Source organism: Arthrobacter sp. NamB2, assembly GCF_005281365.1.
GTDB lineage: Bacteria > Actinomycetota > Actinomycetes > Actinomycetales > Micrococcaceae > Arthrobacter_D.
The window spans coordinates 339920-364036 of the sequence record NZ_SZWI01000001.1; the positions used below are offsets into that span (position 1 = coordinate 339920).

At 70.1% G+C, this 24117-nt stretch carries 17 protein-coding genes; 14 read left to right on the top strand and 3 right to left on the bottom strand.

Going from position 1 to position 24117, the window contains the following annotated elements:
• Positions 1-6 precede the first annotated feature (6 nt).
• Positions 7-1401 (bottom strand): glutamyl-tRNA reductase, encoded by a 1395-nt coding sequence (locus tag FDK12_RS01635; RefSeq protein ID WP_137367921.1) that lies wholly within the window; start codon positions 1399-1401, stop codon positions 7-9.
• 183 nt (positions 1402-1584) lie between these two features.
• Here FDK12_RS01635 and hemE point away from each other — a divergent pair, with 183 nt between their 5' ends.
• From hemE to hemL, 8 genes are all read left to right on the top strand, one after another.
• Positions 1585-2661, top strand: coding sequence for a uroporphyrinogen decarboxylase (hemE, locus tag FDK12_RS01640; RefSeq protein WP_137367922.1), 1077 nt, complete (start codon positions 1585-1587; stop codon positions 2659-2661).
• 2 nt (positions 2662-2663) lie between these two features.
• The gene (gene hemG, locus FDK12_RS01645) at positions 2664-4187 is read left to right on the top strand and encodes a protoporphyrinogen oxidase (protein ID WP_137367923.1); all 1524 of its coding nucleotides are present in this window, start codon (positions 2664-2666) and stop codon (positions 4185-4187) included.
• 72 nt (positions 4188-4259) lie between these two features.
• Positions 4260-4979 (top strand): hydrogen peroxide-dependent heme synthase, encoded by a 720-nt coding sequence (gene hemQ, locus FDK12_RS01650; protein WP_137367924.1) that lies wholly within the window; start codon positions 4260-4262, stop codon positions 4977-4979.
• 47 nt (positions 4980-5026) lie between these two features.
• A complete protein-coding gene (locus tag FDK12_RS01655) occupies positions 5027-6181 on the top strand; it encodes a ferrochelatase (RefSeq protein ID WP_137368255.1) in 1155 nt (384 codons plus the stop codon).
• A 13-nt stretch (positions 6182-6194) separates the two neighbouring features.
• Positions 6195-7142, top strand: coding sequence for a hydroxymethylbilane synthase (hemC, locus tag FDK12_RS01660; protein ID WP_137367925.1), 948 nt, complete (start codon positions 6195-6197; stop codon positions 7140-7142).
• 27 nt (positions 7143-7169) lie between these two features.
• Positions 7170-8021 carry a uroporphyrinogen-III synthase gene (locus tag FDK12_RS01665; RefSeq protein ID WP_189636226.1) on the top strand — a complete coding sequence of 284 codons (852 nt, stop codon included), beginning with the start codon at positions 7170-7172 and terminating at the stop codon, positions 8019-8021.
• The gene (hemB, locus tag FDK12_RS01670; RefSeq protein ID WP_137367927.1) at positions 8018-9004 is read left to right on the top strand and encodes a porphobilinogen synthase; all 987 of its coding nucleotides are present in this window, start codon (positions 8018-8020) and stop codon (positions 9002-9004) included. Before FDK12_RS01665 ends, hemB begins: the two co-directional genes overlap by 4 nt.
• Before the next feature lie 37 nt (positions 9005-9041).
• Positions 9042-10367: a glutamate-1-semialdehyde 2,1-aminomutase gene (gene hemL / locus FDK12_RS01675; RefSeq protein ID WP_104117282.1), complete on the top strand. Its 1326-nt coding sequence runs from the start codon at positions 9042-9044 to the stop codon at positions 10365-10367.
• A 170-nt stretch (positions 10368-10537) separates the two neighbouring features.
• Here hemL and FDK12_RS01680 read toward each other — a convergent pair whose 3' ends face one another.
• Positions 10538-11335 carry a 3'-5' exonuclease gene (locus tag FDK12_RS01680; protein ID WP_137367928.1) on the bottom strand — a complete coding sequence of 266 codons (798 nt, stop codon included), beginning with the start codon at positions 11333-11335 and terminating at the stop codon, positions 10538-10540.
• Between the two features lie 74 nt (positions 11336-11409).
• Between FDK12_RS01680 and FDK12_RS01685 the strand changes: the two genes are divergently transcribed.
• Genes FDK12_RS01685 through FDK12_RS01695 form a run of 3 tightly spaced genes read left to right on the top strand, consistent with a single transcriptional unit; the run spans position 11410 to position 18787 of the window.
• A complete protein-coding gene (locus FDK12_RS01685) occupies positions 11410-11898 on the top strand; it encodes an MGMT family protein (RefSeq protein ID WP_137367929.1) in 489 nt (162 codons plus the stop codon).
• 29 nt (positions 11899-11927) lie between these two features.
• The gene (locus tag FDK12_RS01690; protein ID WP_223263018.1) at positions 11928-15374 is read left to right on the top strand and encodes an ATP-dependent helicase; all 3447 of its coding nucleotides are present in this window, start codon (positions 11928-11930) and stop codon (positions 15372-15374) included.
• Positions 15375-15385: 11 nt separating this feature from the next.
• Positions 15386-18787, top strand: coding sequence for an ATP-dependent helicase (locus tag FDK12_RS01695; protein WP_137367930.1), 3402 nt, complete (start codon positions 15386-15388; stop codon positions 18785-18787).
• 51 nt (positions 18788-18838) lie between these two features.
• On the opposite strand, the gene FDK12_RS15390 is transcribed toward FDK12_RS01695, so the two are convergent.
• Positions 18839-20320, bottom strand: a complete 1482-nt coding sequence (locus FDK12_RS15390) for a phosphotransferase (RefSeq protein WP_317616700.1) — start codon at positions 20318-20320, stop codon at positions 18839-18841.
• Positions 20321-20482: 162 nt separating this feature from the next.
• Between FDK12_RS15390 and nudC the strand changes: the two genes are divergently transcribed.
• Genes nudC through FDK12_RS01715 form a run of 3 tightly spaced genes read left to right on the top strand, consistent with a single transcriptional unit; the run spans position 20483 to position 24109 of the window.
• A complete protein-coding gene (nudC, locus tag FDK12_RS01705; protein WP_137367932.1) occupies positions 20483-21439 on the top strand; it encodes an NAD(+) diphosphatase in 957 nt (318 codons plus the stop codon).
• On the top strand, positions 21439-23547 hold the full coding sequence (locus tag FDK12_RS01710; protein ID WP_137367933.1) for an ATP-dependent DNA helicase UvrD2: 2109 nt from the start codon (positions 21439-21441) through the stop codon (positions 23545-23547). Before nudC ends, FDK12_RS01710 begins: the two co-directional genes overlap by 1 nt.
• A complete protein-coding gene (locus FDK12_RS01715) occupies positions 23534-24109 on the top strand; it encodes a M48 family metallopeptidase (protein WP_223263019.1) in 576 nt (191 codons plus the stop codon). Before FDK12_RS01710 ends, FDK12_RS01715 begins: the two co-directional genes overlap by 14 nt.
• The last annotated feature ends 8 nt before the right edge of the window (positions 24110-24117 follow it).

Sequence of the window (24117 nt, forward strand, 5' to 3'; positions counted from 1 at the left end):
CCCTGGTCAGGCGCTCTGTGCGGGCCGTTCGTGGTCCACGGGGCATACCGCTCCGTCGGCATGCGTGTGGTGTGGCAGGGCGGCACGGGCAGGCCCTGACGCAGCCGGCGTCTCCTGCTGCCTTCCTGCGGCGGTGTCTCCCGTGGCGGGTGCCACGTCGATTCCGTAAAGGGCCTCCAGCGCTGCCGTGTAGTCGTCCTGACGTCCTTCCGCCGCGAGCTCGCGGGCGCGCACGGTCGGGACGTGCAGCAACTGGCGCACCATGCGCCGCAGGGCGAACTCGACCTCCTCCGCGGCGGCCGTGCAGCCGTGCTGGGCGCGGACGCGTTCCATCTCGGAGTCCAGGACCGCCTGCGTGTGCTGCCGCAGTGCCACGATCGCGGCGTTCATCGCACGTGTGGTCTGCTGCTCCTCGAAGTTCCGTGCTGCCGTCCGCACCAGGTCGCTCGCCTGGGCGAGCGCGTCGGCCTGCTCCTCGGGAGCGGCCGCCCGCACGGATTCGAGGGTGATGAGTTCGACGGCGTCCAGCGTGGCGACGGCAGGATCGAAGTCGTGGCTCAGGGCGAGGTCGATGATGACGAGCGAGCGGTTGCTGCCTTCGCGGACGCGCTCGATATCGGCGGCATCGATGCGCGCGTCGCTCCCGCTGCAGCCGATCACCACGTCCGCCCGGCCCATGGCACCAGGCAGGTCGGCAGCAGCGAGGGCCGTCCCGCCGCGCGTCGCCACGAAGGCCTCGGCGCGTCCCGACGACGAGAAGACGGAGATATCGGTGCAGCCCTTGTCCTTCAGAGCCGCCATCGTGGCGCCCGCGTAGGCCCCGGTACCGAAGAGGACGACGGCCTTCCGCGACCAGTCGGCGTCCTCGGACAGGTCCCCGGCGAGCTCGAGTGCGACGGAGACGATGGACCGGCCACGACTGCCGAGGGCCGTCTGGGCACCGACGTCTTTCGCGGTCTTGGAGGCGGCCTGGAAGAGGCGCACGAGTCCGCCACTGGCGGCACCCGAGCCCTGGGCATCCGTGAGTGCGCGGCGCACCTGCCCGGCGATCTCCCGCTCGCCGATGACGGCGGAGTCCAGACCGGCACCGACGGCGAAGAGGTGCTCCGCGACGTCCTGGCCCGTGTGCGTCTCGAAGGACGAGGACACGGACTGCTCGGAGATTCCCGAGTACTCGCTGATGGTGGAGACGATCGCAGAACGCGCGGCCTCGACGTCGTCCTCCGACGGGGCCTCTGCGTAGATCTCGAAACGGTTGCAGGTCGCCAGGACGACGGCACCGGCGACCGCCTTGTCCTCGGCGAGCACGGCGGAAGGGACCTGGGGGGCCCCGACGCTCAGTCGGGCAACGGTTTCCAGGTCCACATTCGAGTGTGTCGCTACAAGTGAAAGAAGTACCACGGCCCTTAAATCATACCGAGGACCAGGCTCTTCCACTGAATAGGCGATCCTTACCGGGGCTTGCAATCCGCGGAATGGTGCGGGATTCTGCCCCTGGGTGCCGGTGGTGATGTTGGCCACGCCTCGTTCCGCGGCCTGGCTGCCGGTTAACCATCCGCCGTGATCTTCGGCAGAATCGGCAGTATGGACATCGGCAGCACTGGCCTCGGAGCATCGCACCCACTGGTCGACGGACGCACATCGGGCTCGGCACTCATCAGCGCGTACCGGGGGCAGACCCCGCATCGGCGCCCCGTATGGTTCATGCGCCAGGCGGGCCGGTCCCTCCCGGAATACCGCGCACTGCGTGAGGGCACCGACATGCTGGAGTCCTGCCTGGACCCGGAGATGGCGTCCGAGATCACCCTGCAGCCCGTGCGGCGGCACGACGTCGACGCGGGCATCTTCTTCTCCGACATCGTGATCCCCCTGAAGCTGGCAGGGGTGGACGTCGATATCGTGCCGGGTGTCGGACCCGTCCTCGGAGCCCCCATCCGTTCGGCCGCGGATGTCGCCGCCCTGCCCACGCTGACGGCCGAGGCGCTCGAGCCCATCCGCCAGGCCGTGGCGCTCACCGTCGCACAGCTCGGTTCCACCCCGCTCATCGGCTTCGCCGGAGCGCCCTTCACGCTGGCCGCCTACATGGTGGAGGGACGGCCGTCACGCGACCACCTCGGCCCGCGCACCATGATGCACGCCGATCCGGAGACCTGGCGCGCGCTCACGGAGTGGGCTGCCGACGCTTCCGGCATGTTCCTCCGCGCACAGCTGGAAGCAGGAGCGAGCGCCGCACAGCTGTTCGATTCCTGGGCCGGCTCCCTCGGGCTCGCCGACTACCGCGCGCGTGTCGCTCCGGCGTCGCGCCGCGCGCTGGACCACGTCCGCGGACTGGGTGCGCCCCTGATCCATTTCGGTACCGGCACCTCGGAACTGCTCGTGGCCATGCACGAGGTCGGGGTGGACGTCATCGGGGTCGACTACCGCCTGCCCCTCGACGAGGCGAACCGCAGGCTCGGCGGCACCGTACCCCTGCAAGGCAACATCGACCCGGCCCTGCTTCCGGCCCCGTGGCCGATCCTCGAGCGGCATGTGCGCGACGTGCTCGCGGCCGGTGCCTCCGCCCCCGGGCACGTCGTGAACCTCGGGCACGGAGTGCCGCCCGAGACCGACCCGGACGTCCTGACGCGCGTCGTGGACCTCATCCACTCGGTGGAGCCGTAGCGATGGTGCGGAGCAAGGGGGACGACGACGCGCGTGCCGGAACCCGGCCCGTCGCTCCGCGGGCAGAGCGCGAGGGCCGCAGGGTCGTCGTCATCGGCGGCGGCATGGCCGGCCTGGTCGCGGCACGGACGCTGCTGAAGCGGGGACTCCGCGTGACCCTGCTCGAGCGTTCCGACCGGTTCGGCGGGACCGTGGACGGGCGCGTGCTCGGTGGGTTCCAGCTCGACAGCGGCGCCGAGTCCTTCTCGACGCGGTCCGCCACGGTTCCGGCGCTCGCCGACGAACTGGGACTCGGCGGACGCGTCGTGGCACCGGATGCCGCCGGGGCCTGGGTGCAGCTGCCCGGTAAGGACCTCCGAGCCAGCGCCCAGCCGCTGCCCAGCAGCGGCGTCCTCGGCATACCGGCCGATCCCGCAGATGCCGCGATCACCGCCGTCATCGGTCGTGCCGGCGCCCTCCGTGCAGCCCTCGACAAAGTCCTGCCCGTCGGTTCCCTCGCGACGCGCAGGGACGTAAGCCTCGGCGAGCTCGTACGGGCCCGTATGGGGGAGGAGGTGCTCCATCGCCTCGTCGCCCCCGTCGCCGGCGGAGTCTTCTCCGCGGACCCCGACGACCTCGACGTCGATTCCGTGGCCCCAGGGCTGCGGACGACCATGGGCCGCCTCGGGTCCCTGGGGGCGGCAGCGGGAGCGCTGCGGAAGGCAGCGCCGGCCGGAGCCGCGGTCGGAGGCCTCGCCGGTGGCATGGCCCAGCTGCGCGACGCCCTCGTCGACCAGCTCAGGGCCGACGGCGCCGATCTCCGGACGGGGGAGCACGTGACGGGCCTCGCCCGCGCTGCCTCCGGCTGGACGGTGACCACCGAGCACTCGGCCCTGGCACGCCGCATCGCGGCCGACGGCGTGCTCGTCGCGACGGAGGGCCGGGCCGCCGTCGACCTCCTGGCCCACACCATTCCCGCCGTGGCGGCGGACAGACCGGACGCCGTACCCGGCGTCGCCCTCGTGACCCTCGTGGTGGACGTGCCGGAACTCGATGCCCGACCGCGCGGAACCGGTGTGCTCGTGGCACGCGGCGTCGAGGGTGTCGCGGCCAAGGCCCTGACGCACTCGACCGCGAAGTGGGCATGGCTGCGCGACCAGGCCGGACCGGGGTCGCACGTGCTGCGGCTGTCCTTCGGGCGCGTCGGTGACACCCCGGCCGACGTCGGGCTGGCAACGCCCGACGACGTCCTCTACCGCCATGCGCTCGCCGACGCCTCCTCGCTGCTCGGCGTGTCCATCGACGAGGCGGACGTGCTCGACTGGGACGTCGTGCGCTGGGCCGGCGCGCTGCCCCACGCGTCGGTGGGGCACCGGGAGCGGGTGACGCGCATCCGATCGGTCGTCGCGGAGCAGGCAGCATCCCTCGCGGTCACCGGCGGCTGGCTCTCGGGCACCGGGCTCGTCGCCGTCATCGACGATGCGAAGGCACGCGCCGACGCCCTCGCCGACGCCCTCGGTCCGGACGCACCCGGAGCCTCCGTGTGAGCTTCCTCTCTTCTACGGCCTGTAGTAAAAAATGATGTCGGATCGTCTCCGGGCAAGGGGCAAACTAGTACCATGACTGAGCTAACCGGTAGCACACCCGCCCACGCTCCACAGCAGACCGGGGAGGGCGACGACGCCCCCGGCGAGCTTTTCTACACTCTCTGGACCGTCTTCAAGCGGGGAACGGCGACGACGACGTCCGGCGCACGGACGCTCGAGGAGGTCCTCTCCTCCTTCGAGGAGGACGGCGTCGTACTCCGCGGTTTCTACGACGTCTCGGCCCTGCGCGCCGACGCCGACGTCCTGGTCTGGCTGCACGGCCCGCGCCCGGAAGACCTTCAGGCCGCGGTGCGCCGGCTGCGCCGCACGGAGACGTTCGCGGAGACCACGATGGTCTGGTCGGCGATGGGTGTCCACCGCGACGCTGAGTTCTCGAAGTCCCACAGCCCCGCATTCTCCCGCGGCGTCGCTCCCGCCGAGTGGGTCTGCGTGTACCCGTTCGTGCGGTCCTACGACTGGTACATCCTTCCCACCGAGGAGCGCCGCGGAATGCTGATGGACCATGGCATGAAGGGCCGGAAGTACCCCCAGGTCATCTCCAACACGGTCTCATCCTTCGCCCTCAACGACTACGAATGGATCCTGGCGCTCGAGGCTCCCGAACTCGTGGACCTCGTGGACCTCATGAGGTACCTCCGGGAGACCGAAGCGCGCCGCCACGTCCGTGAGGAAGTGCCGTTCTACACCGGCCGACGGATCAACCACGACGAGATTGCAGAGGTGCTCCAGTGACGACGCAGGCATTCAACCCACTCGACGGGGTCGACCAGGACGGCCGGATGGCTCCGAAGGCGTACGACGCCGTCGTGCTCGCCTCGTTCGGCGGTCCCGAGGGGCAGGACGACGTCATCCCCTTCCTCCGGAACGTGACGCGCGGTCGCGGCATCCCCGACGAACGGCTCGAGGAGGTCTCGCACCACTACCGGGCGTTCGGCGGCGTGAGCCCGATCAACAGCCAGAACCGTGCCCTGCGTGCCGCCATGGAGGCAGAACTGCGCCGCCGAGGGATCGACCTGCCGGTCTACTGGGGCAACCGCAACTGGGAGCCGTTCATCGCCGACACCCTGCAGGAAGCGTACGACGCCGGCCATCGCAAGGTCCTCGCCGTCACGACGAGCGCCTACTCGTGCTACTCGAGCTGCCGGCAGTACCGGGAGGACCTCGGCATGGCCCTCGTGAAGACGGGCCTCGAGGGTCGGCTCGAAGTGGACAAGGTGCGTCAGTACTTCGACCACCCGGGCTTCGTGGAGCCGTTCGTGGAGGGAGTGACCGAGGGCCTGGCGAAGGTCCGCGCGGGCCTCGCCGAGCAGGGGAGCCCCGATGCTCCGGTGCATATCATGTTCTCCACCCACTCGATCCCGATGGGCGACGCCGAGGCCGCCGGCCCCCGCGACGCCGAGGGTGGGCCGGCCTATGAGGAGGGCGCCTACGTGGCGCAGCACCTCGCCACGGCCCAGGCCGTGCTGGACAGGATCCCGGAGGCCGCGGGCGTCGAGTGGTCGCTGGTGTACCAGTCCCGCTCGGGCGCGCCGCACATCCCGTGGCTCGAACCGGACATCAGTGACGCGCTGCGGGACCGCTACGAGAACGGCACCCGCGGCGTCGTCATCGTGCCGCTCGGGTTCGTGTCCGACCACATGGAGGTCGCCTGGGACCTCGACACCGAGGCCATGGAGACCTGCGGTGAGCTCGGCATCGTGGCGGATCGCGTCCCCACGCCCGGCACGCACCGGAAGTTCGTGGAGGGGCTGGTGGACCTCATTCTGGAGCGCACCATCGACAACAACATCGCGGACCGTCCGGCGGCAACTGCACTGGGTCCCTGGTACGACGTCTGCCGGCCCAACTGCTGCGCGAACCGCCGCGGGGAGAAGCCGACCATCGCGGCCGTCGACTCCACCGTGGGAACACCGCTGCCCAACCCCGGGCTGTGACGGGCCGCTGACCATGGATCACGGAATCAGGGTGGGGACGCGGGGTAGCGCCCTCGCGATGACCCAGACGACGACGGTCGCCGAGCGCCTCTCCGACCTCGCCAGGCTCCCGTACGAGCTCGTGCGGGTGCGGACGGAGGGGGATGTCTCCCGCGGGTCGCTCTCGCAGATCGGGGGCACGGGCGTCTTCGTCGCGGCGCTCCGGGACGCCCTGCTCGAGGAGCGGTGCGACATAGCGGTGCACTCGCTGAAGGACCTCCCCACGCTGCCCGCGCCGGGACTCACGGTGGCCTCGGTACCCGAGCGCGAGGACGTCCGTGACGCCCTGTGCGCACGGGACGGCCTGACGCTGGCCACGCTTCCCGACGGCGCGCGGGTGGGCACCGGTTCGCCGCGGCGTGCGGCGCAGCTCCGTGCCGCCCGTCCGGGGCTCGACGTCGTCGACATCCGCGGAAACGTGGACACGCGGCTGGGGCGCGTGGCCGGACTCGTCATCGGCGCGCCCGGCGACCTCGACGCCGTCGTCCTCGCCGCGGCAGGGCTGCGGCGGCTGGGGCGCGACGACGCCATCACCGAGCTGATCGACACCGACGTCATGCTGCCCGCCCCCGGGCAGGGCGCGCTCGCCGTCGAATGCCGGGAAGTCGACTCGGCTCCCCGGATGCGCGAGGCCCTCGCCGCCTACGACCACCTGCCGACGCGGCTCGCCGTGACGGCTGAACGGGCCGTACTACTGCAGCTCGAAGCAGGGTGCGCTGCGCCGATCGGCGCGCTCGCACACCTGCGCGGTGACGAACTCGCCCTCGAGGCCGTGGTGTGCAGCCTCGACGGACGATCGATCCTCCGGCTGACGCGTACGGCGCCGGCCGCGGACGCCGTCGCCGCCGCGCAGCTCGGGCTCGACCTCGCCGAAGACCTGCTCGCGGCCGGTGCTGCCGGCATCGCCCCGCTGAACAGCTAGGTCCCCGTGGCCAGGGATCGCCAACCCGTGCTCGTCCTCCGGCACCCCGAGCGGGCAGTGCGCATCGCCGAAGCGCTCGGTGCTCTCGGCCTGGCCTCCTTCGCACTGCCGCTGACCGACAGCGAGCTGCCCGCCGACGTCGACGCGGTCGGGGCGGAACTCCACCTGCTCGGCAGCGGCCGGTACCGCTGGCTCACCATCACGAGCGCCAACACCGTCACGGCGCTCGGCATGGTCGCCGCGTCACAGGGCACCTCCCTCGCGCGGGTCGTCCGCGCGGGAGGCTCCCTGGTCGCCGCCGTCGGCTCGGCCACCGCCCGATCGCTGGCGGAGGCGGGCATCGCCGTCGACCTGGTGCCGCAGGACGCCTCCTCGGCCGGGCTCCTGGCGGAGTTCCCGCGCGGCAGGGACGCGGTGCTCCTTCCCCAGGCCGATCTCGCTCCCGATGACCTGCGGGCCGGCCTCGCAGCACTCGGCTGGACCGTGCAGCGCGTGGAGGCCTACCGCACCGTCCCCTACCCGGCGGAGCCCGAGCGCCGCGTCGCCGGTGTCGTGGAACAGGGCACGCCGCCACCGCTGATCGCCCTCCGGGAACTCGCGACGATGGCTGCCGACGGCGTCCAGCCGGCCATCGTCTTCACGGCACCCAGCACGGTGCGTCAGTTCCATGAAAAGCTGGGCGAGGGATCCCTCGCCTTCTTTCCGGTCGCCATCGGGCGGGCCACAGCCACCGCACTGCGTGAACAGGGCTGGGAGCCGGGAGCGACGGCGGCGGATCCGACACCGCTCGGGATCGCCCGGGCCGTCGATGAAGCACTGTCGCGCGGCTCCGCCGTCACGCGCGTACCCGCACCACCACTGAACGGAGATCAGCCATGAGTTTCCCCCAGCACCGGCCACGGAGGCTGCGCTCGACCCCCGCCATGCGGCGCATGGTCGCGGAGTACCGCGTGCACCCGTCCGAGCTGATCCTGCCGGCCTTCATCCGCGAGGGACTCACCGAGCCGTCGCCGATCCTGTCGATGCCCGGCGTCGTGCAGCACACCACGGATTCCCTCAAGCGGGCCGCGTCCGAGGCCGTCGAGCGCGGTGTCGGCGGCATCATGCTGTTCGGCATCCCCGAGCACCGTGACGCCACGGGCAGTGCAGGTGTCGATCCCGACGGCGTCCTCAACAGGGCGATCGCCGACGTCCGATCCGAGGTCGGGGACGCGCTCGTCGTCATGAGCGATGTCTGCCTCGACGAATTCACCGACCACGGGCACTGTGGAGTCCTCGCGGAGGACGGCTCGGTGGACAACGACGCCACGCTGGCGCTCTACGCGCAGATGGCCGTCGAGCAGGCGCGCGCCGGGGCGCACGTCCTCGGCCCGTCCGGGATGATGGACGGTCAGGTGGCAGTCATCCGTCAGGCGCTGGACGAGGCCGGGCACCAGGACACGGTGGTGCTCGCCTACGCGGCGAAGTACGCCTCTGCCTTCTACGGACCCTTCCGGGAGGCGGTGGATTCACAGCTCACGGGCGACCGCCGGACCTACCAGATGGACGCGGCGAACCGCCGGGAGGCGATCCTCGAAGTAGAGCTCGACATCGAGGAGGGCGCTGACATGGTGATGGTGAAGCCCGCCATGAGCTACCTCGACATCCTCGCCGACGTCGCAGCCATGTCTCCCGTACCCGTGGCGGCCTACCAGATCTCGGGGGAGTACGCCATGATCGAGGCCGCAGCGGCGAACGGCTGGATCGATCGCCGGCGTGCCATCGAGGAGTCGGTGCTGGGCATCAAACGGGCCGGTGCGCAGATGATCCTCACCTACTGGGCCTCCGAGCTTGCGCTCTGGCTCGATGACAACCACAGCTAAGGAACCGCTCCCCATGACGAACCCCGTGACCAGCCCCATGACATCGTCGGAAGACCTGTACGAACGTGCCCGTGCCCTGATGCCCGGCGGCGTCAACTCACCCGTCAGGGCCTTCGGCTCGGTCGGCGGGACCCCCCGGTTCCTCGTCGACGCGCACGGCGCCTATGTCACCGACGCGGACGGACGGGAGTACGTTGACCTCGTGTGCTCCTGGGGCCCGGCGCTGCTCGGGCACTCGCACCCCGACGTCATCGCTGCGGTCCATCGCGCCGTGGATCACGGGCTGACCTTCGGTGCGTCGACGCCTGCCGAAGCCGACCTCGCGCAGCTCGTCAAGGAGCGCGTGCCCGCCGTCGAGCTCCTGCGCATGGTGTCCACGGGAACCGAGGCGACCATGACGGCTGTGCGCCTCGCACGCGGGTTCACGTCGCGCAACCTCATCGTCAAGTTCGCCGGGTGCTACCACGGTCATGTCGACAGCCTCCTGGCCGCCGCCGGATCCGGTGTTGCGACCCTGGCACTGCCCGGCTCGGCCGGTGTCACGGAAGCGACGACGGCGGAGACCCTCGTGCTGCCGTACAACGATGTCGAGGCGGTGGAGGAGGCATTCCGGACGCACGGTGACCGGATCGCGGCCGTCATCACCGAAGCGGCACCTGCGAACATGGGGGTCGTCACACCGGCTCCCGGCTTCAACGCGTTCCTGAGCCGCATCACCTCGGAGCACGGAGCGCTCTTCATCGTCGATGAGGTCATGACCGGGTTCCGGACCCACCGGGGCGGCTACTGGAAGCTCACCGGTGGTGCCGACGACGCGGAGCACCCGTGGACGCCGGACCTGCTGACCTTCGGCAAGGTCATCGGCGGCGGGATCCCGGCTGCTGCCCTCGGCGGACGTGCCGACGTCATGAACTACCTCGCGCCGATCGGTCCCGTCTACCAGGCGGGTACGCTGTCCGGCAATCCGCTCGCCATGGCGGCCGGTGTGGCCACCCTGACGGCCGCCACCGACGACGTCTACCGCCACGTCGACGCCCGCTCGCTCGAGGTGAGTGACGCCCTGTCCGCCGAGCTCTCGAAGGCCGGCGTCGACCACTCCATCCAGCGGGCCGGCAACCTGTTCAGCGTCGCTTTCGGTACCGCCGAACACGGTGTCTGGAACTACGCCGACGCGCAGGGCCAGGAGGCGTTCCGTTACGGACCGTTCTTCCACTCGATGCTGGACTCCGGCGTCTACCTGCCGCCTTCGGTGTTCGAGGCGTGGTTCCTCTCGGCGGCACACGACGATGCTGCGATGGAACGTGTCCACGCGGCTCTCCCGGCAGCGGCGCGTGCCGCAGCGGAAGCGGTCCCGGTCGACTGACGCGTCGGATGCCGTGGTCGATCGGGGTGCGCCGTCGTCCGCCGCGGCCCGCCGTGGTCGGCTGGGTACGCCGTCGGCCCCCGGGTGCGCCGGGGTGCGCCATCGTCCGCCACGGTCGGCCGGGGTGCCGTTGTTCTGCCGTGTCTGCTCAGGCTATAGCCGCAGTCCGTTCAGGCGACGGCGGGTGCCGCCTGCTGATCGCGCGGCAGGGCGCCGCCGGCCAGGGTCTGATCGACCACCGCGACGAGGGGCTCCGCAGCAGACGCCACGAGTGACTGGACGCACGGCTGGACGATGGGCCACGCCCGCTCGATCACCGCATCCGGATCCGTGCGCCGGAGGTACTCCTCGAAGCTGGCCGCCTGCCGGTCCGCCCACACGACCAGTGAGGCGTGCAGGTCCGCTGCGGGACGTTGCAGGAAGCCGTACTGCTCGGCCAGGATCCGACCGACCTGCAGCGTGGCGAGGACGTCTGCCGCGGAGGTGTGGGCGTTCTCGAACCGGACCCCGTAGTGCTCGCACAGGGCCGTCAGCGTCCGCTTCCCCCGGCGGTATCGGTCCGCCTGCTTGTCCATGATGTAGGGATCGATGACGAGTGACGGCTCGGGCGTGTCCACCCCGTACCGGCGGCCCTCCTGGGCCAGCACCGTGAAGTCGTACCGCGCGTTGTAGGCCAGCACGGGTACGCCTGCACCGAAGAGCCTGCCGAGGACCGCCGCGATCGCGCGGACGACGGCGGCGGCGGGCGACCCGTGGGCCTGCGCGTGAGCCGTGCTGACGCCGTGGATCGCGGCGGCGCCGTCCGGGATGTCGATCCCGGGATCCGCCAGCCACTCGTGGTGTTCCAGCACCTCGCCGTCGCAGTCGACCAGCATGATCGTCGCGGTGACGATGCGTGCCGACAAGGGATCGCGTCCCGTCGTCTCCAGGTCGAAAGCGGCTCTCCGGCCCTCATGCCAAATCGTCATGGCCCCACCGTACTGGCGGGGTCCGACCTAATGGCGTAGCCGCTCCGACAGGTGCGCCGGGCTAGGGTGGGCGCATGCATCCACGCGGTGGCCCCGGGCCGGAAGTCGTTCCGCAGGGCACCCTCGATCCTGGCCAGGGGCTGCAGCGTGTCGATCCGGCGGCGTACGCGGACGCCGTCCTGGCCGTGGCGGAACTGATCCCGGCGGGGCACGTGCTGACCTACGGCGACGTCGCCGAACTTCTGCAGTGCGGCGGACCGCGCCAGGTCGGCCGGGCGCTCTCGCGCAGCACGCGGCGGGTCCCGTGGTGGCGCGTCCTGCGGGCGGGAGGACATCCGCCACGCGGACTCGAGCTGCAGGCACGCTCCCACTACGACGAGGAGGGCACCGCCCTGTCGGTTCCCTCCGGACCTTCCGGACCCGCAGGGGACGGGGAATACCGGGTCGATCTCACGCGCGCCCACTGGTGGCCCTCGGACGCCGAACAGTCCTTCGTCGCCGAACTCGGCGCGTCCCTGCGGCACGCCGGACAGGAGGGCGGGTCGCCGTTGCGGTCCCGCTGATTGTCCGTGGCGTGTGATGGTGTTGAGGCATGACCAGCACCCTCGATGATGCTCCGCAGGCGTCCTTCGGCGATGCCCTGGGCGACCCCTCGGACGACAGCCCGGACGAGGGCCTCTCGCGCCCTTATCAGGGCTACCTCGATGTCCTCGAGTCGCTCGAGAGCCTCCAGGGGCAGGTCCTGGTGCTCGGCGGGCCCGGCAGCGGGAAGTCGTCGCTGCTCACCGATCTCGCGGTCCGGCGAATCACTGCGGGAGCCGTCCAGCCCGAAGGGCTCCTCCTCCTCGGACCCACGCGTGCCGCCGCGACACGGCTGCGTGATGAGCTGACCGCGAAGCTCGACCGCAGCATCAGCACGGCGCCGGCGCGCACGTGGGCCTCGTATGCCTTCGATCTGATCCGGCGGGCCAGGGCCGAAGGGCGGACGCCCGGCATCACCCGCGCCCCTCGCCTCCTGTCCGGAGCCGAGCAGGACCTCATCATCAAGGAGCTCCTCGCGGGGCACGGGCGGGACGGCGCTCCCGAGATCGCGTGGCCCGCGAACCTCGCGCTGGCACTGTCGACCAGGGGCTTCCGTCAGGAGATCAGGGACCTCTTCGATCGCGTGAGCGAGTACGGCGTGCAGGCGGACGACCTCGCCGCCTGGGGAGCGCGGTTCGACCGCCCGGACTGGTTCGCCGCAGCGGCCCTGTACCGCGAATACCGCGACGTGCTCGACCTCAGGATGCCCGAGGCGTTCGACCCCGCCGGAATCCTCACTGCTGCGCGGGAGATCCTCGAGACCGACCGCGACTACCTCGACAGGGAACGGAAGCGCCTGCAGCTGATCCTCGTCGACGACTACCAGGAGGCGAACCCGGCCGTGCATGCGCTGCTGGGACTGATCGGGGCGGGGAACGACGTCGTCGTCACCTCCTGCCCCGACACCGTGGCGCAGGGATTCCGGGGAGCCCGTCCCGAACTCACGGGACGGTTGTCACGGCTGTTCCGGCGCGGCGGAGGACTGACCACGGTAACCCTGCCCGCGTCCCTCACGCTGCAGGGCCCCCTCATGGCGGCATGGGGGAACGTGGCCGGCCGCATCGCGACGACCGGTGTCAGCACCGCCTACCGCTCCGCACAGGGCGGTTCCGAGGATGACCAGCGCGGCAGCCGTGACGCTGTGCGCCGGACCGCACGGTCAGGCGGTCCCGACGGTCGGCGGGAGGGCCTGCAGGAGAGTCGGAGGGACCGCGAACGGGGCGGCGGCGCAGTTGGAGCTCCCGGCGTATCGGCCCATGTGCTGGACAGCATCTTCCACGAGCAGCGTTTCATCGCGCAGCGAGTGCTCGAGGCGCACCTCTTCGGAGAGCGCAGCCTCGATGACATCGCCGTAATCGTCCGCAACGGCGCCCAGGTATCCGCCGTCCAGCGCTTCCTGACCGCGCAGGGCATCGCCGTGAACGTGCCCGCCGCGGAGACGGCCATCCGGGAGGAACCCGCGGTCCGCCCCCTGCTGGACCTGTACGCCGTGGTCGTGGGACGTGCGGAACTGGATACCGAGCTCTGCATCTCACTGCTCACGTCGCGCATCGGCGGCGCGGGCAGCCTGGATCTCCGCCGCCTGCGCCAGGTCCTGCGCCGCACCGAGCTGCAGCAGGGTGGAGGCCGCACCAGCGACGAGCTCCTCACCGCCCTCTTCACAGCGCCCGACGAGATCGCCGCGCTGTCCGCCGAAGGTGCACCCGTGCGCCGCCTGCACAGGATGCTGGAGGCAGGCAAAGCCGCGGTCGAGACAGCCGGAGCCGACCCCGAGTCGGTCCTGTGGGCGCTCTGGTCGGCGTCAGGGCTCGCGCAGCAGTGGTCGGGGGCGGCGCTGTCCGAGGGGCCGTCCTCCGCCCGCGCTGACCGGGACCTGGACGCGATGATGGCCCTCTTCCACACGGCGGAGCGTTTCGTCGAGCAGTTGCCGGGTGCGGATCCCGAGCTGTTCCTCGACTACATCCTCAGCCAGGACATCCCGATGGACACCCTCGCGCAGCGCACCAAGCGTCAGGCATCGGTGTCGGTGCTGACTCCAGCGAGTGCGGCGGGCAGGCACTGGCCGTTCGTGATCGTCGCGGGCGTGCAGGACGGCGTCTGGCCCAATCTCAGGTTGCGCGGTGAACTCCTCGGATCCGGCGACCTGCGTGCCCTGCTCGATCACGGCGAGTCCTTCCGGAGCACGCGTGATCCCGTTTCCCAGCTGCAGGACATCCGCTTCGACGAGTTGCGCATGTTCTCGCTCGCTGTCTCGCGTGCCACGCAGGAGCTGGTCTGCTGCGCTGTCTCGTCCCAGGACGAGCAGCCCTCCCCGTTCCTCGACGTCCTCGACCCGCTTCCGGCCGGTACGGCTGAGCGGCCGCGCACCGAGGTGCTTCGGCCGGTGACGCTTCGCGCCCTCGTGGCCGAGCTTCGGAAGTTCGCACAGGATCCGCAGACGAACCCGGCTCTGTCCCGCGAGGCGGTTCTGCACCTCGGACGCATGGCGGCCCTCGATCCGCCGGTCCCGGGAGCCCATCCAGCACAGTGGTGGGGCGTCCTCGGTCTGAGCAGCGAGGATCCTGTGGTGCCGGAGGACCAGCCCATCCCGGTGTCGCCCTCCAAGGTAGAGGCAGTGCTCACGTCACCGCTGAGCTGGTTCGTGTCGGCGGCGGGGGGAGAGCGGACCACGGACTTCGCCCGGTCGCTGGGCACGCTCGTCCATCAGATCGCACAGGACATCCCGGAGGCCACCGGCAACGAGTACGTCCGTGAGCTCGAACGGCGGTGGCCGCAACTGGGCATCAAGGACACCTGGGAGGGCCAGGCCGACTTCAGGCGAGCTGAAGGGATGGTCCGGAAACTGGCTGCGTACGTCCTGTGGATGCGGAAGACCGGCCGCGCTCTCCACGCCACGGAGGTGGACTTCTCGACGGACCTCGACGTGCGTGTCGACGGCACGGAACGGGTCGCGCGGTTGCGGGGGCAGATCGACCGGCTCGAGCTCGACGCCGATGGACGGTTCGTCGTCGTCGACCTCAAGACGGGCAAGAGCGCACCCGCAACAGGTGACATCGAGCGGCATCCGCAGCTCGCCGCCTACCAGACGGCTGTTGCCGGCGGCGCCCTGTCGGACGGGGGCGCAGCAGGTGCCGGGGGCGGTGCCGGCGCTGAGGATGGCGCGGGCGCCGGCGCCCTCGCGGATGCGGGTGCCACCGAGGCCGGGAGCCGAGTGTCGGGAGGAGCCGCGCTCGTCCAGCTGGGCACGAAGTCGAAGAACGTGTCCGTCCAGGAGCAGGCGCCGGTCGGTCCCGAGGATTCGTGGGCGAGGACGATGATCGAGGACGCAGCCGCGCTCATGGCGGCAGCGAGGTTCGAGACGGTCCACGATCCTCGGCGCTCGGGTTTTGGCGGACACGGCTGTCGGTTGCCTGAGATCTGCCCGCTCTGCGAAGAGGGCAGGCAGGTGACGCAGTGACGGCTTCCAGGATGACCCCAGCCTATTCCGCACGGCGGTTGGCCGAGTTGCTGCACACCGACCAGGACGCTCCGGTCCAGTACCCGACGGAGGATCAGGCGCGTGTCATCGAGGCTCCGCTCGAACCTCTCCTCGTCATCGCCGGCGCGGGTTCGGGGAAGACGAAGACCATGGCGGACAGGGTCGTATGGCTCGTCGCGAACGGGCTCGTGCGTCCCGAGCAGATCCTCGGAGTCACCTTCACGCGGAAGGCGGCAGGCGAGCTCGCCTCTCGGGTCCGGCAGCGACTGGCCCAGCTCTATGCGGCGCTCGCGCAGGACGGCATCGCTCCCTCCGGCAGTGATGCACTCGACAGGCTCGACCCGGCCATCTCGACCTACCACTCCTTCGCGAACGGAATCGTGCAGGACTACGGCCTTCGGATCGGGGTGGAACGGGATTCGATCATGCTCGGTACGGCCCAGTCCTGGCAGCTCGCCCACTCCGTCGTCGAGGCCTATGACGGCGAGTGGCAGCACTTCACGGCCGCGAAGAGCACTCTTGTGAAGGCCGTGCTCGACATGGCGGGGGAGTGCGCCGAGCACCTCGTCGCCCCTGCAACCGTGCGGAACGAGCTGCGCCGCCATGTCGACTACGTCATGGCGCAGCGCTACGTCGCGGGTGCGGACAGGCCGGCAACCCAGAAGGTCGGCGAACTCCTCGACAAGCTCCGCACCCGCATCACCGTCACCGAGCTCGTCGAGCGCTACGCCGCTGCCAAACTCGCGCGACGGCAGCTCGACTTCGGGGACCTCGTGTCTCTGGCTGCGCGCATCGCGCAGGACATACCGGAGGCAGGAGAGCTGGAACGGGAGAAGTACAAGGTAGTGCTGCTCGACGAGTTCCAGGACACGTCCCACGCGCAGATGGTCCTGTTCTCCCGGTTGTTCGCCGACGGGCGCTCCGTGACAGCGGTCGGCGACCCGCACCAGTCGATCTACGGCTTCAGGGGAGCGTCGGCCGGGCAGCTCGGCACCTTCCGGACCGCCTTCCCGAAAGTCACCCGTGAAGGGCGCATGCCGTCGGAGGTGGCACACCTCTCCGTCGCGTGGCGCAACTCGACCTCGATCCTCGAGGCAGCGAACACGGTGTCGGCACCCCTGAACGTGCCTGCTCCGTGGCTTCGCAACACCTCGATCCAGCAGGTTCCCGGTCTGGTGGCACGACCAGGCGCACCGCTCGGCGAGGTCCTGCTGGGACGCTTCCTCACCGACGGTCCGTTCACCCCGGCCAGAACCGACGGGCAGGGCGCACCTCCGACAGCCCCCGGTAGCCCGCTGAGCGAGGCGGAGGCGGTTGCACGGGAGGTTCTGCGCCAGCGCAGGCGCAGCTTCGAAACCGACGACGACGGCACGCCTCTGCGGCCTACCATGGCCGTGCTCTGCCGAGGCCGGAAGCAGTTCGACCCGATCCGGACCGAACTCGAGCGCGTAGGGGTTCCGGTGCAGGTCGTCGGACTGGGCGGCCTGCTGCGCACTCCCGAAATCGTCGACCTGCTCGCCACCCTCCGCGTACTGGGTGACCCCGACCGTTCGGACTCGATGCTGAGGCTCCTGTCCGGGGCGCGGTGGCGCCTGGGACCGGCCGACCTGATGGCGCTCGGCGACTGGTCGAGGCAGCTCGCCCGTACCAGGGAAGCCATGTTCCGTCGCGGTGCTCGGGCGGGGGAGGAGCTCGATGGTGACCAGAGCAGGGACGCCGTCGTGGCTCCCGATCTCGCCGAAGCCGGCAGTCTCGTCGAGGCCGTGGACTACCTGCCTCCGTCGGGGTGGGTGTCCTCGTCGGGCCGTGCGCTCAGCGACACCGCACGGCAGCGACTCGATGCCCTGAGGCAGGAGCTTCGCGCCCTCCGCAGCTTCGTCGGCGATGACCTCGGCAGCTTGATCGGGGAGGTGGAGCGCACCATCCTGCTCGACATCGAGGTAGCCGCGAAACCAGGGGTGAGCATCCACGAGGCACGCCGAAATCTCGATGCCTTCACCGAAGCCGTCGCGGGGTTCGTATCCTCCGCGGAACGGGTCGACCTGCCGGCATTCCTCGCGTGGCTCGAAGCCGCGGACCAGGAGGAGGACGGATTGCCGGTGACGCAGCTCGAAGCAAGCAGGGACGCCGTGCAGATCCTCACCGTGCATGCATCGAAGGGACTCGAGTGGGACGTCGTCTTCGTCCCAGGCCTCAATGAGGGGTCCTTCCCCAGCGGCAAGGACTCCCGATGGAGCAGCGGGGATTCATCCATTCCCTGGCCGTTGAGGGGAGACGCCCCAGAACTGCCGCAGTGGGACTGGGAGCAGCAGGACCAGAAGGAATGGCTGGCCAGCGAGAAGGTGTTCACGGACGAGGCAAGGGTGCATGCCGAGCGGGAAGAACGACGCCTGGCTTATGTGGCGTTCACCCGGGCCAAGCACGCCCTCGTCTGCACATCGTCGGTGTGGGGCGGTGGTCGGTCCAGGCCGTCCGGGCCGTCGTCCTACCTGACGGACCTCGTGGAACTGGCGGAGTCGGGCACAGCGGGATTCAGCAGCCCGCACTGGATCTCCGAGGACGATGCAGGCGACACCAATCCTGCGAATGCGAGCCCTGAGCGGGCTACCTGGCCCTTCGATCCGCTCGGTCCGCGCCGCTCCGCCATGGAGAGCGCCGCGCAGGCCGTCCTCGATCACACAGCGGCACCCGCCCTCGAGGTCGACGTCGACGGCGGTCGATGGGGCCGCGAGGTCCGGCTTGCGCTGGCCAGGCAGGCGCGGGAACGCGAGCGGATGCCGCTGACGCTGCCATCGCACATCTCCGCCTCGACACTGGTCGAGCTGCGCGAGGATCCCGCAGCCGTGATGCAGCAACTGCGGCGGCCGCTTCCGCGGCGGCCCGGGACTGCGGCGCGTAAGGGCACCGCGTTCCACGCCTGGATCGAGGAGTTCTACGGGTCCGGTGGGATGCTCGACCTCGGTGAGTACCCCGGCGGGGCCGACGCCTACGTCGACGAGACGCTCGGCCTGAACGAGATGGCCGCGATCTTCGAGCAGTCCGAGTGGGCGCTGCGGGAACCGGCCGCGATCGAAGCTCCTATCGAGACGAGAATCGGAGACGTCGTCGTCCGTGGCCGGATCGATGCCGTCTTCCGCGACGCCGACGGCGGCTGGGACCTGATCGACTGGAAGACCGGACGCCCGCCGGCTCCTGACCGGCGAGCCGCCAAGGCCGTGCAGCTGGCGGTCTACCGCCTGGCCTGGTCACGTTTGAAGGAGGTACCGCTCGGGACGGTGCGTGCAGCGTTCTTCTATGTCTCCGACAACCTCGTCGTACGGCCACATGACCTGGCCGACGCGGCGGAACTCGAGTCGATCATCGCTGCTGCCGGTCCTGCTGCGCCCGCATAATCGTCCTGCCCGTTCGGCTGGTACACGGTCCAGCTCCTGGCGGGCCCGGTGTCAGCTGCCGAAGGAGACGATCGGCATCGCCGATGTCGCCACGTCATCCGGAGATCCCGAACCCGTTCCGCTGCTCCTGAGCAGCGTGACCTTCGACGACGACTGCTGGCGGCCGGCTTTCAGGCGCTCGTAGGCCGCTGACGGTCCGGTCGGTTCCTCGACGGCGCCCCCGCGGAGCACGTGCTCCTCCCCGGGGCGCTCGTCGTGCCCTGTCGCCGTGCCCGGCTGCTGCCGTCGGTCCCGGCCGGTCGGGGTGTCCGTTTCGTAGCTGTGGCTGCCGGTCCTCGCCCGCGGGTCCGTCTCGGGAGCGCGGGCTGGATCGCTGTCCGACGCGTCGGTCCCGGCATCGCGCGTCTCCCCGTCCGCTGGAACGCTCGAACTCCCGGAGCGTGCCGGTCCGTCCCCGCGGTTCACGCCGTGCTGCGTGTCAGGGTCGTCGAGATCGTCGAAGTGATCGTTGAAATCCTCGTTGAAGTCATCGTCGAAGTCACCGTCCGCCGAGTCGGTGCCCATCGCGTAGCCCCATTCGACGCGCTCCTCGTGCGCTCGGCGATCACGTTCGGCGGCTTCATGCTGTTCGTGCTCGATCGACTCCACGTCCGCGGCGAGGGTGGCGAGCATGCCCTCGGCCTCGAGGATCATCGAGGCGTCGGCAAGGGCGACTCCGCGCACGAGCCACTGCGCGAGGGCGAACTCGGCTGCCAGGGCGGCCCTGCGGGCCAGATGGGGGTCGACGGCGCTTGCCCGCGCTTCGGCGTACGCCGCGTGGACGGCGTCGACGAACGTGGTGTCCTCCGCGGCGGCGAGCCAGGCGAAGTCTTCGGCCGGATCCCCGATGCTCAGGTCCGTCCAGCCGGTCACGGCCGAAACCCGGCCGGCGGCAACGAGGAGGTGGTCCTCGTGAAGGTCCCCGTGGACGACCGTGGGTCCGAAGCGCCACAGGGCGACGTCTTCGAGAGCGTGTTCCCACCGGCGCAGGAGGATGGGTGGGATCTTGCCGGTGGTCGCGGCCTGGTCGAGCTCGTTGAGCTTTCGCTGGCGGTACTCGTTGGCCTCGTAACTCGGCAGGTCGGCCCGCTGCACCATCTCCTTCGGCAACTCGTGGATGGCTGCGAGGACGCGGCCGAGTTCCTGCGCCATCGTGCGGCCGCCGGAGGTGAGGGCGTCGAGTGTGCGTGTCGCCCCGGCGAGGTGGGAGTAGACGAACGTGCTGAGTTCGCCCTGGCGGACGCTGCCGGCCATGTGGGGGATGAGGAAGGGCAGCTCGGCCTTGACTGCCGGTGTGAAGGCACGCAGGGCCTGCAGTTCGGTCTCGAGCCTCATGCTCGCCTCGGCGTGCTTGGGCGAGCGGACCCTCCACTGTTTCCCTGCGTCATCCACGAGGAGGGCGGAGTCGAAGTCGGCTGCATCATCCGGAGCACCGGCGACGCCCGTCGGAGCCAGGCCAGGTACTGCGGCGCTGGCAATGGCAGCAAGTTCCATGGGTGTCCGTTTCACAAACTCCACCGTAGGGCGTTCCTGTTCCGCCTGCGCCCTTCCGGCGCGGCGAGTCGCCAGATGCACTGCTCGCACCAGCGCTCCACTCCTCCTCCACCCGCGCCTTCCAGAATGGGTTTTGGGAGAGCGAGAACGTACCGTAGAGCCATGACCGATCCCCTCCGGACCCTCGTGCTCCCGCCCCTCGGATCGTTACCGCTGTCGCGGGCCGATTCCGACCGGGACGGCGACTCGAGGACCGCCGAGAACTTCCTGGACCTGCTCTGGACGGCGGCGGACACCCTGGTGCTGCCCCTCGTGCGGGGAAAAGCTCCGGTGGTGGGACACACGCTCCGGCTGGTCGCTCCGGTGGACGTGCAGCGGCCCGAGGTCCTGGTCTATCTGGGGCGCGTCAACGAGGGCGCCGCGGATGCAGGACGGCGGATCGTCCTCGCGGTCCTCGACGAGGAGGATGCCTCGCTGGCGCCCCTCGACCAGTGGCTCGGACTGCGGGAGATCGCAGGATCCCTGGATGCGCGCGACGCCGGTCTGTTCGTCGAGGCGGCTGCTATCGCGAACTGGCACTCGACCCACACGCATTGTCCCCGGTGCGGTACCGGGACGGAGGTGCGCGACGCCGGGTGGGTGCGCCGGTGCCCGAAGGACGGTTCGGAGCACTACCCGCGCACTGATCCGGCGATCATCGTCTCGGTGGTCGACGACGACGACCGCCTGCTGCTCGGTTCGGCCGTGGCATGGCCGGAGGATCGCTATTCCACACTCGCCGGCTTCGTCGAGCCCGGTGAGTCGCTGGAGGCCGCCGTCCTCCGCGAAGTCGGAGAAGAAGCGGGTATCGCCGTCGACTCCCCGCAGTACCTCGGGTCACAGCCCTGGCCGTTCCCGGCGTCCCTCATGCTGGGCTTCACCGCGCGTGCCCTCACCACGGACGCAGTGCCCGACCGCGAGGAGATGCGGTCGCTGCGGTGGTTCACCCGGGAGCAACTCTTCGTGGAGGTGCGCGACGGGAAGATCGCCGTTGCCGGAGGTGTCTCCATCGCCCGGGCGCTGATCGAGCGCTGGTACGGGGGCCCACTGGACGAGGAGCCGTCGGAGGCGCGTCCCTAGTGTCAGGACTACTGCTCGAGGAGAGCATCCTGGAGGGGCTCGACGACGAACAGCGGACCGTGGCCAGCACGCTCGCCGGACCGCTCTGCGTACTCGCGGGAGCGGGCACCGGCAAGACTCGCGCCATCACGCATCGCATCGCCTACGGTGTCCACACCGGAGTCTACAAACCGCAGCAGGTGCTCGCGGTGACGTTCACCGCGCGGGCGGCTGCCGAGATGCGCACGCGCCTGCGGGACCTCGGCGCCGGAGGCGTGCAGGCCAGGACCTTCCACGCCGCAGCACTCCGCCAGCTGCAGTACTTCTGGCCGCAGGCCGTCGGCGGGCCGTTGCCGGCGCTCGTCGACCACAAGGCGCAGCTGATCGCGGAGTCGGCGCGGAGGCTGCGCCTATCCACCGATCGTGCCGCCATCCGGGACGTCGCGGCGGAGATCGAATGGGCCAAGGTGTCGATGCTCACGCCCGATGCCTACGCCGCTGCGGCGGCAGGGCGGGCCGAGCCCGCCGGGATGGACCTCACCACGGTGTCACGTATCTTCTCGGCCTACGAGGACCTGAAGATCGATCGCAACCTCATCGATTTCGAGGATGTCCTCCTCACCACAGTCGCGATCCTCGAGGAGGACGAGAAGGTGGCGGCGACGGTGCGGGCCCAGTACCGACACTTCGTCGTGGACGAGTACCAGGACGTGTCTCCGCTCCAGCAGCGCCTGCTCGACCTCTGGCTCGGCGAACGGAGGGAGTTGTGCGTCGTCGGCGACGCCAGCCAGACCATCTACTCCTTCACGGGCGCCACATCGCGGCACCTGCTGGATTTCACGAAGCGATACGAAGGCGCGCAGGTCGTCAAGCTGGTGCGGGACTACCGTTCGACCCCTCAGGTGGTGAGGGCAGCGAACACGCTGCTCGCGGCGAGGAACAACGAAGCGGATAGTCGGGCCGGGGGCACCACGTGGTCGGCGCCACTGGAGCTGATCGCACAGCGACCCGCCGGTCCGAAACCCGTCTTCACGGAGTGCAGCGATGACGAAGCGGAGGCGACCGAGTGCGCGAGGCGCATCGGCGTCCTGCTGGACCAGGGGGTCAAGGCGAGCGAGATCGCCATCCTGTACCGCACGAACGGCCAGTCGGAGGCGTACGAGCAGGCCCTTGCCAGTGCAGGCATCGGGTACCAACTGCGTGGTGGCGAGAGATTCTTCCAACGACGCGAGGTCCGCGACGCACTGCTGCAGCTGCGCGCTGCTGCCCGCACCCAGGGCGACGACGACGTCCCGCAGCAAGTTCGCGATGTCCTGGCGTCTCTCGGCTACACCTCCGTCGCGCCCCAGAACTCGGGGGCCGTCCGGGAGAAGTGGGAGTCGCTCGCAGCGCTCGTGGGCCTCGCGGACGAACTCAACCGGGTCCGCGGGCCCGAGACGTTCACCCTGCAGATGTTCGTCGCCGAGCTGGAGGAACGGGCAGCATCGCAGCATGCGCCGACCGTGCAGGGAGTGACCCTCGCGTCACTGCACTCCGCGAAGGGGCTCGAGTGGGATGCGGTCTTCCTCGTCGGCCTGAGCGAGGGGCTCATGCCGATCTCCTTCGCCGACACGCAGGAGGCGATCGACGAGGAACGAAGGCTCCTCTACGTGGGCATCACCCGGGCGCGCATCCACCTGGCCCTGTCCTGGTCCACGTCGCGCTCGCCGGGCGGACGAGCCAGTCGGAAGCCCTCGCGCTTCCTGGACGCTCTGCGGCCCGAACACTCCGGTCGGTCCTCCTTTCGTCAGCCGAGGGCGAAGGCCAGCCGCAAGGCATCAGGACCTGTCGTCTGCCGGGTGTGCAGACGTCCGCTGCTGACCGGGTCGGAGCGCAAGATCGGGCGATGCAACGACTGTCCCGCGAGCTACGAGGAAGAGACGTTCGAGGCGCTCCGTGCCTGGCGGCTCGTGGAGGCTCGCGAGAAGGACGTCCCCGCTTTCGTCGTCTTCACGGACGCCACGCTGGTGGCCATCGCCGAGGCGAAGCCGCAGACGCTCGACGAGCTCGGCGAATTGGCCGGCGTCGGGTCCGCGAAGCTCGAGCGGTACGGCGAGGCCGTCCTGGAGATCATCAGTGACAATTCCTGAGGCGGGGACGCCGTCCGAACCGGCGCGGATGCCCGTCGAGGTACGACGTTCGGCGCGGCGGAAGCGGACCGTCAGCGCCGACATACGGGACGGTGTCATCCGCGTATCCATCCCCGGGCACTTCTCCGTCACGCAGGAGCGGCATTGGGTGGATCGCATGGTGGAGCGCATGACCGCCAAGCATCTTCCCCCTGCCGGATCTTCCCCGGATGAGGCAGGAAAGGCTCTGCTGCAGCGGGCGGAGCGGCTCGCCCGGCAGTACCTGGGCGGCAGAGGAATTCCCTCGACCATCGGATGGGTGACGAACCAGAACACACGGTGGGCGTCCGCGACGCCCGCGCATCGATCGATCCGCCTGTCACACAAGCTGCAGGGCATGCCCGAGTGGGTGGTCGATTACGTCATGCTCCACGAGATGGCGCATCTGATAGAGCCCTCACACAATGCGGCGTTCTGGGCCCTGCTCACCACGTATCCGCGAACCGAGACGGCCAAGGCCTTCCTGGACGGTGCCGCCTTCGCAGCGCAGAGGAATCTCACGGGCGGCCAGGACAGCCTGTAAAGCCTGTC

What these genes read in the sequence shown, in the direction of transcription:
- hemE (WP_137367922.1), top strand. Translation starts at nt 1,585, where the DNA reads ATGGACATCGGCAGCACTGGCCTCGGAGCATCGCACCCACTGGTCGAC.
- hemG (WP_137367923.1), top strand. Translation starts at nt 2,664, where the DNA reads ATGGTGCGGAGCAAGGGGGACGACGACGCGCGTGCCGGAACCCGGCCC.
- hemQ (WP_137367924.1), top strand. Translation starts at nt 4,260, where the DNA reads ATGACTGAGCTAACCGGTAGCACACCCGCCCACGCTCCACAGCAGACC.
- FDK12_RS01655 (WP_137368255.1), top strand. Translation starts at nt 5,027, where the DNA reads ATGGCTCCGAAGGCGTACGACGCCGTCGTGCTCGCCTCGTTCGGCGGT.
- hemC (WP_137367925.1), top strand. Translation starts at nt 6,195, where the DNA reads ATGGATCACGGAATCAGGGTGGGGACGCGGGGTAGCGCCCTCGCGATG.
- hemB (WP_137367927.1), top strand. Translation starts at nt 8,018, where the DNA reads ATGAGTTTCCCCCAGCACCGGCCACGGAGGCTGCGCTCGACCCCCGCC.
- hemL (WP_104117282.1), top strand. Translation starts at nt 9,042, where the DNA reads ATGACATCGTCGGAAGACCTGTACGAACGTGCCCGTGCCCTGATGCCC.
- FDK12_RS01680 (WP_137367928.1), bottom strand. Translation starts at nt 11,335, where the DNA reads ATGACGATTTGGCATGAGGGCCGGAGAGCCGCTTTCGACCTGGAGACG.
- FDK12_RS01685 (WP_137367929.1), top strand. Translation starts at nt 11,410, where the DNA reads ATGCATCCACGCGGTGGCCCCGGGCCGGAAGTCGTTCCGCAGGGCACC.
- FDK12_RS01690 (WP_223263018.1), top strand. Translation starts at nt 11,928, where the DNA reads ATGACCAGCACCCTCGATGATGCTCCGCAGGCGTCCTTCGGCGATGCC.
- FDK12_RS01695 (WP_137367930.1), top strand. Translation starts at nt 15,386, where the DNA reads ATGACCCCAGCCTATTCCGCACGGCGGTTGGCCGAGTTGCTGCACACC.
- FDK12_RS15390 (WP_317616700.1), bottom strand. Translation starts at nt 20,320, where the DNA reads ATGGAACTTGCTGCCATTGCCAGCGCCGCAGTACCTGGCCTGGCTCCG.
- nudC (WP_137367932.1), top strand. Translation starts at nt 20,483, where the DNA reads ATGACCGATCCCCTCCGGACCCTCGTGCTCCCGCCCCTCGGATCGTTA.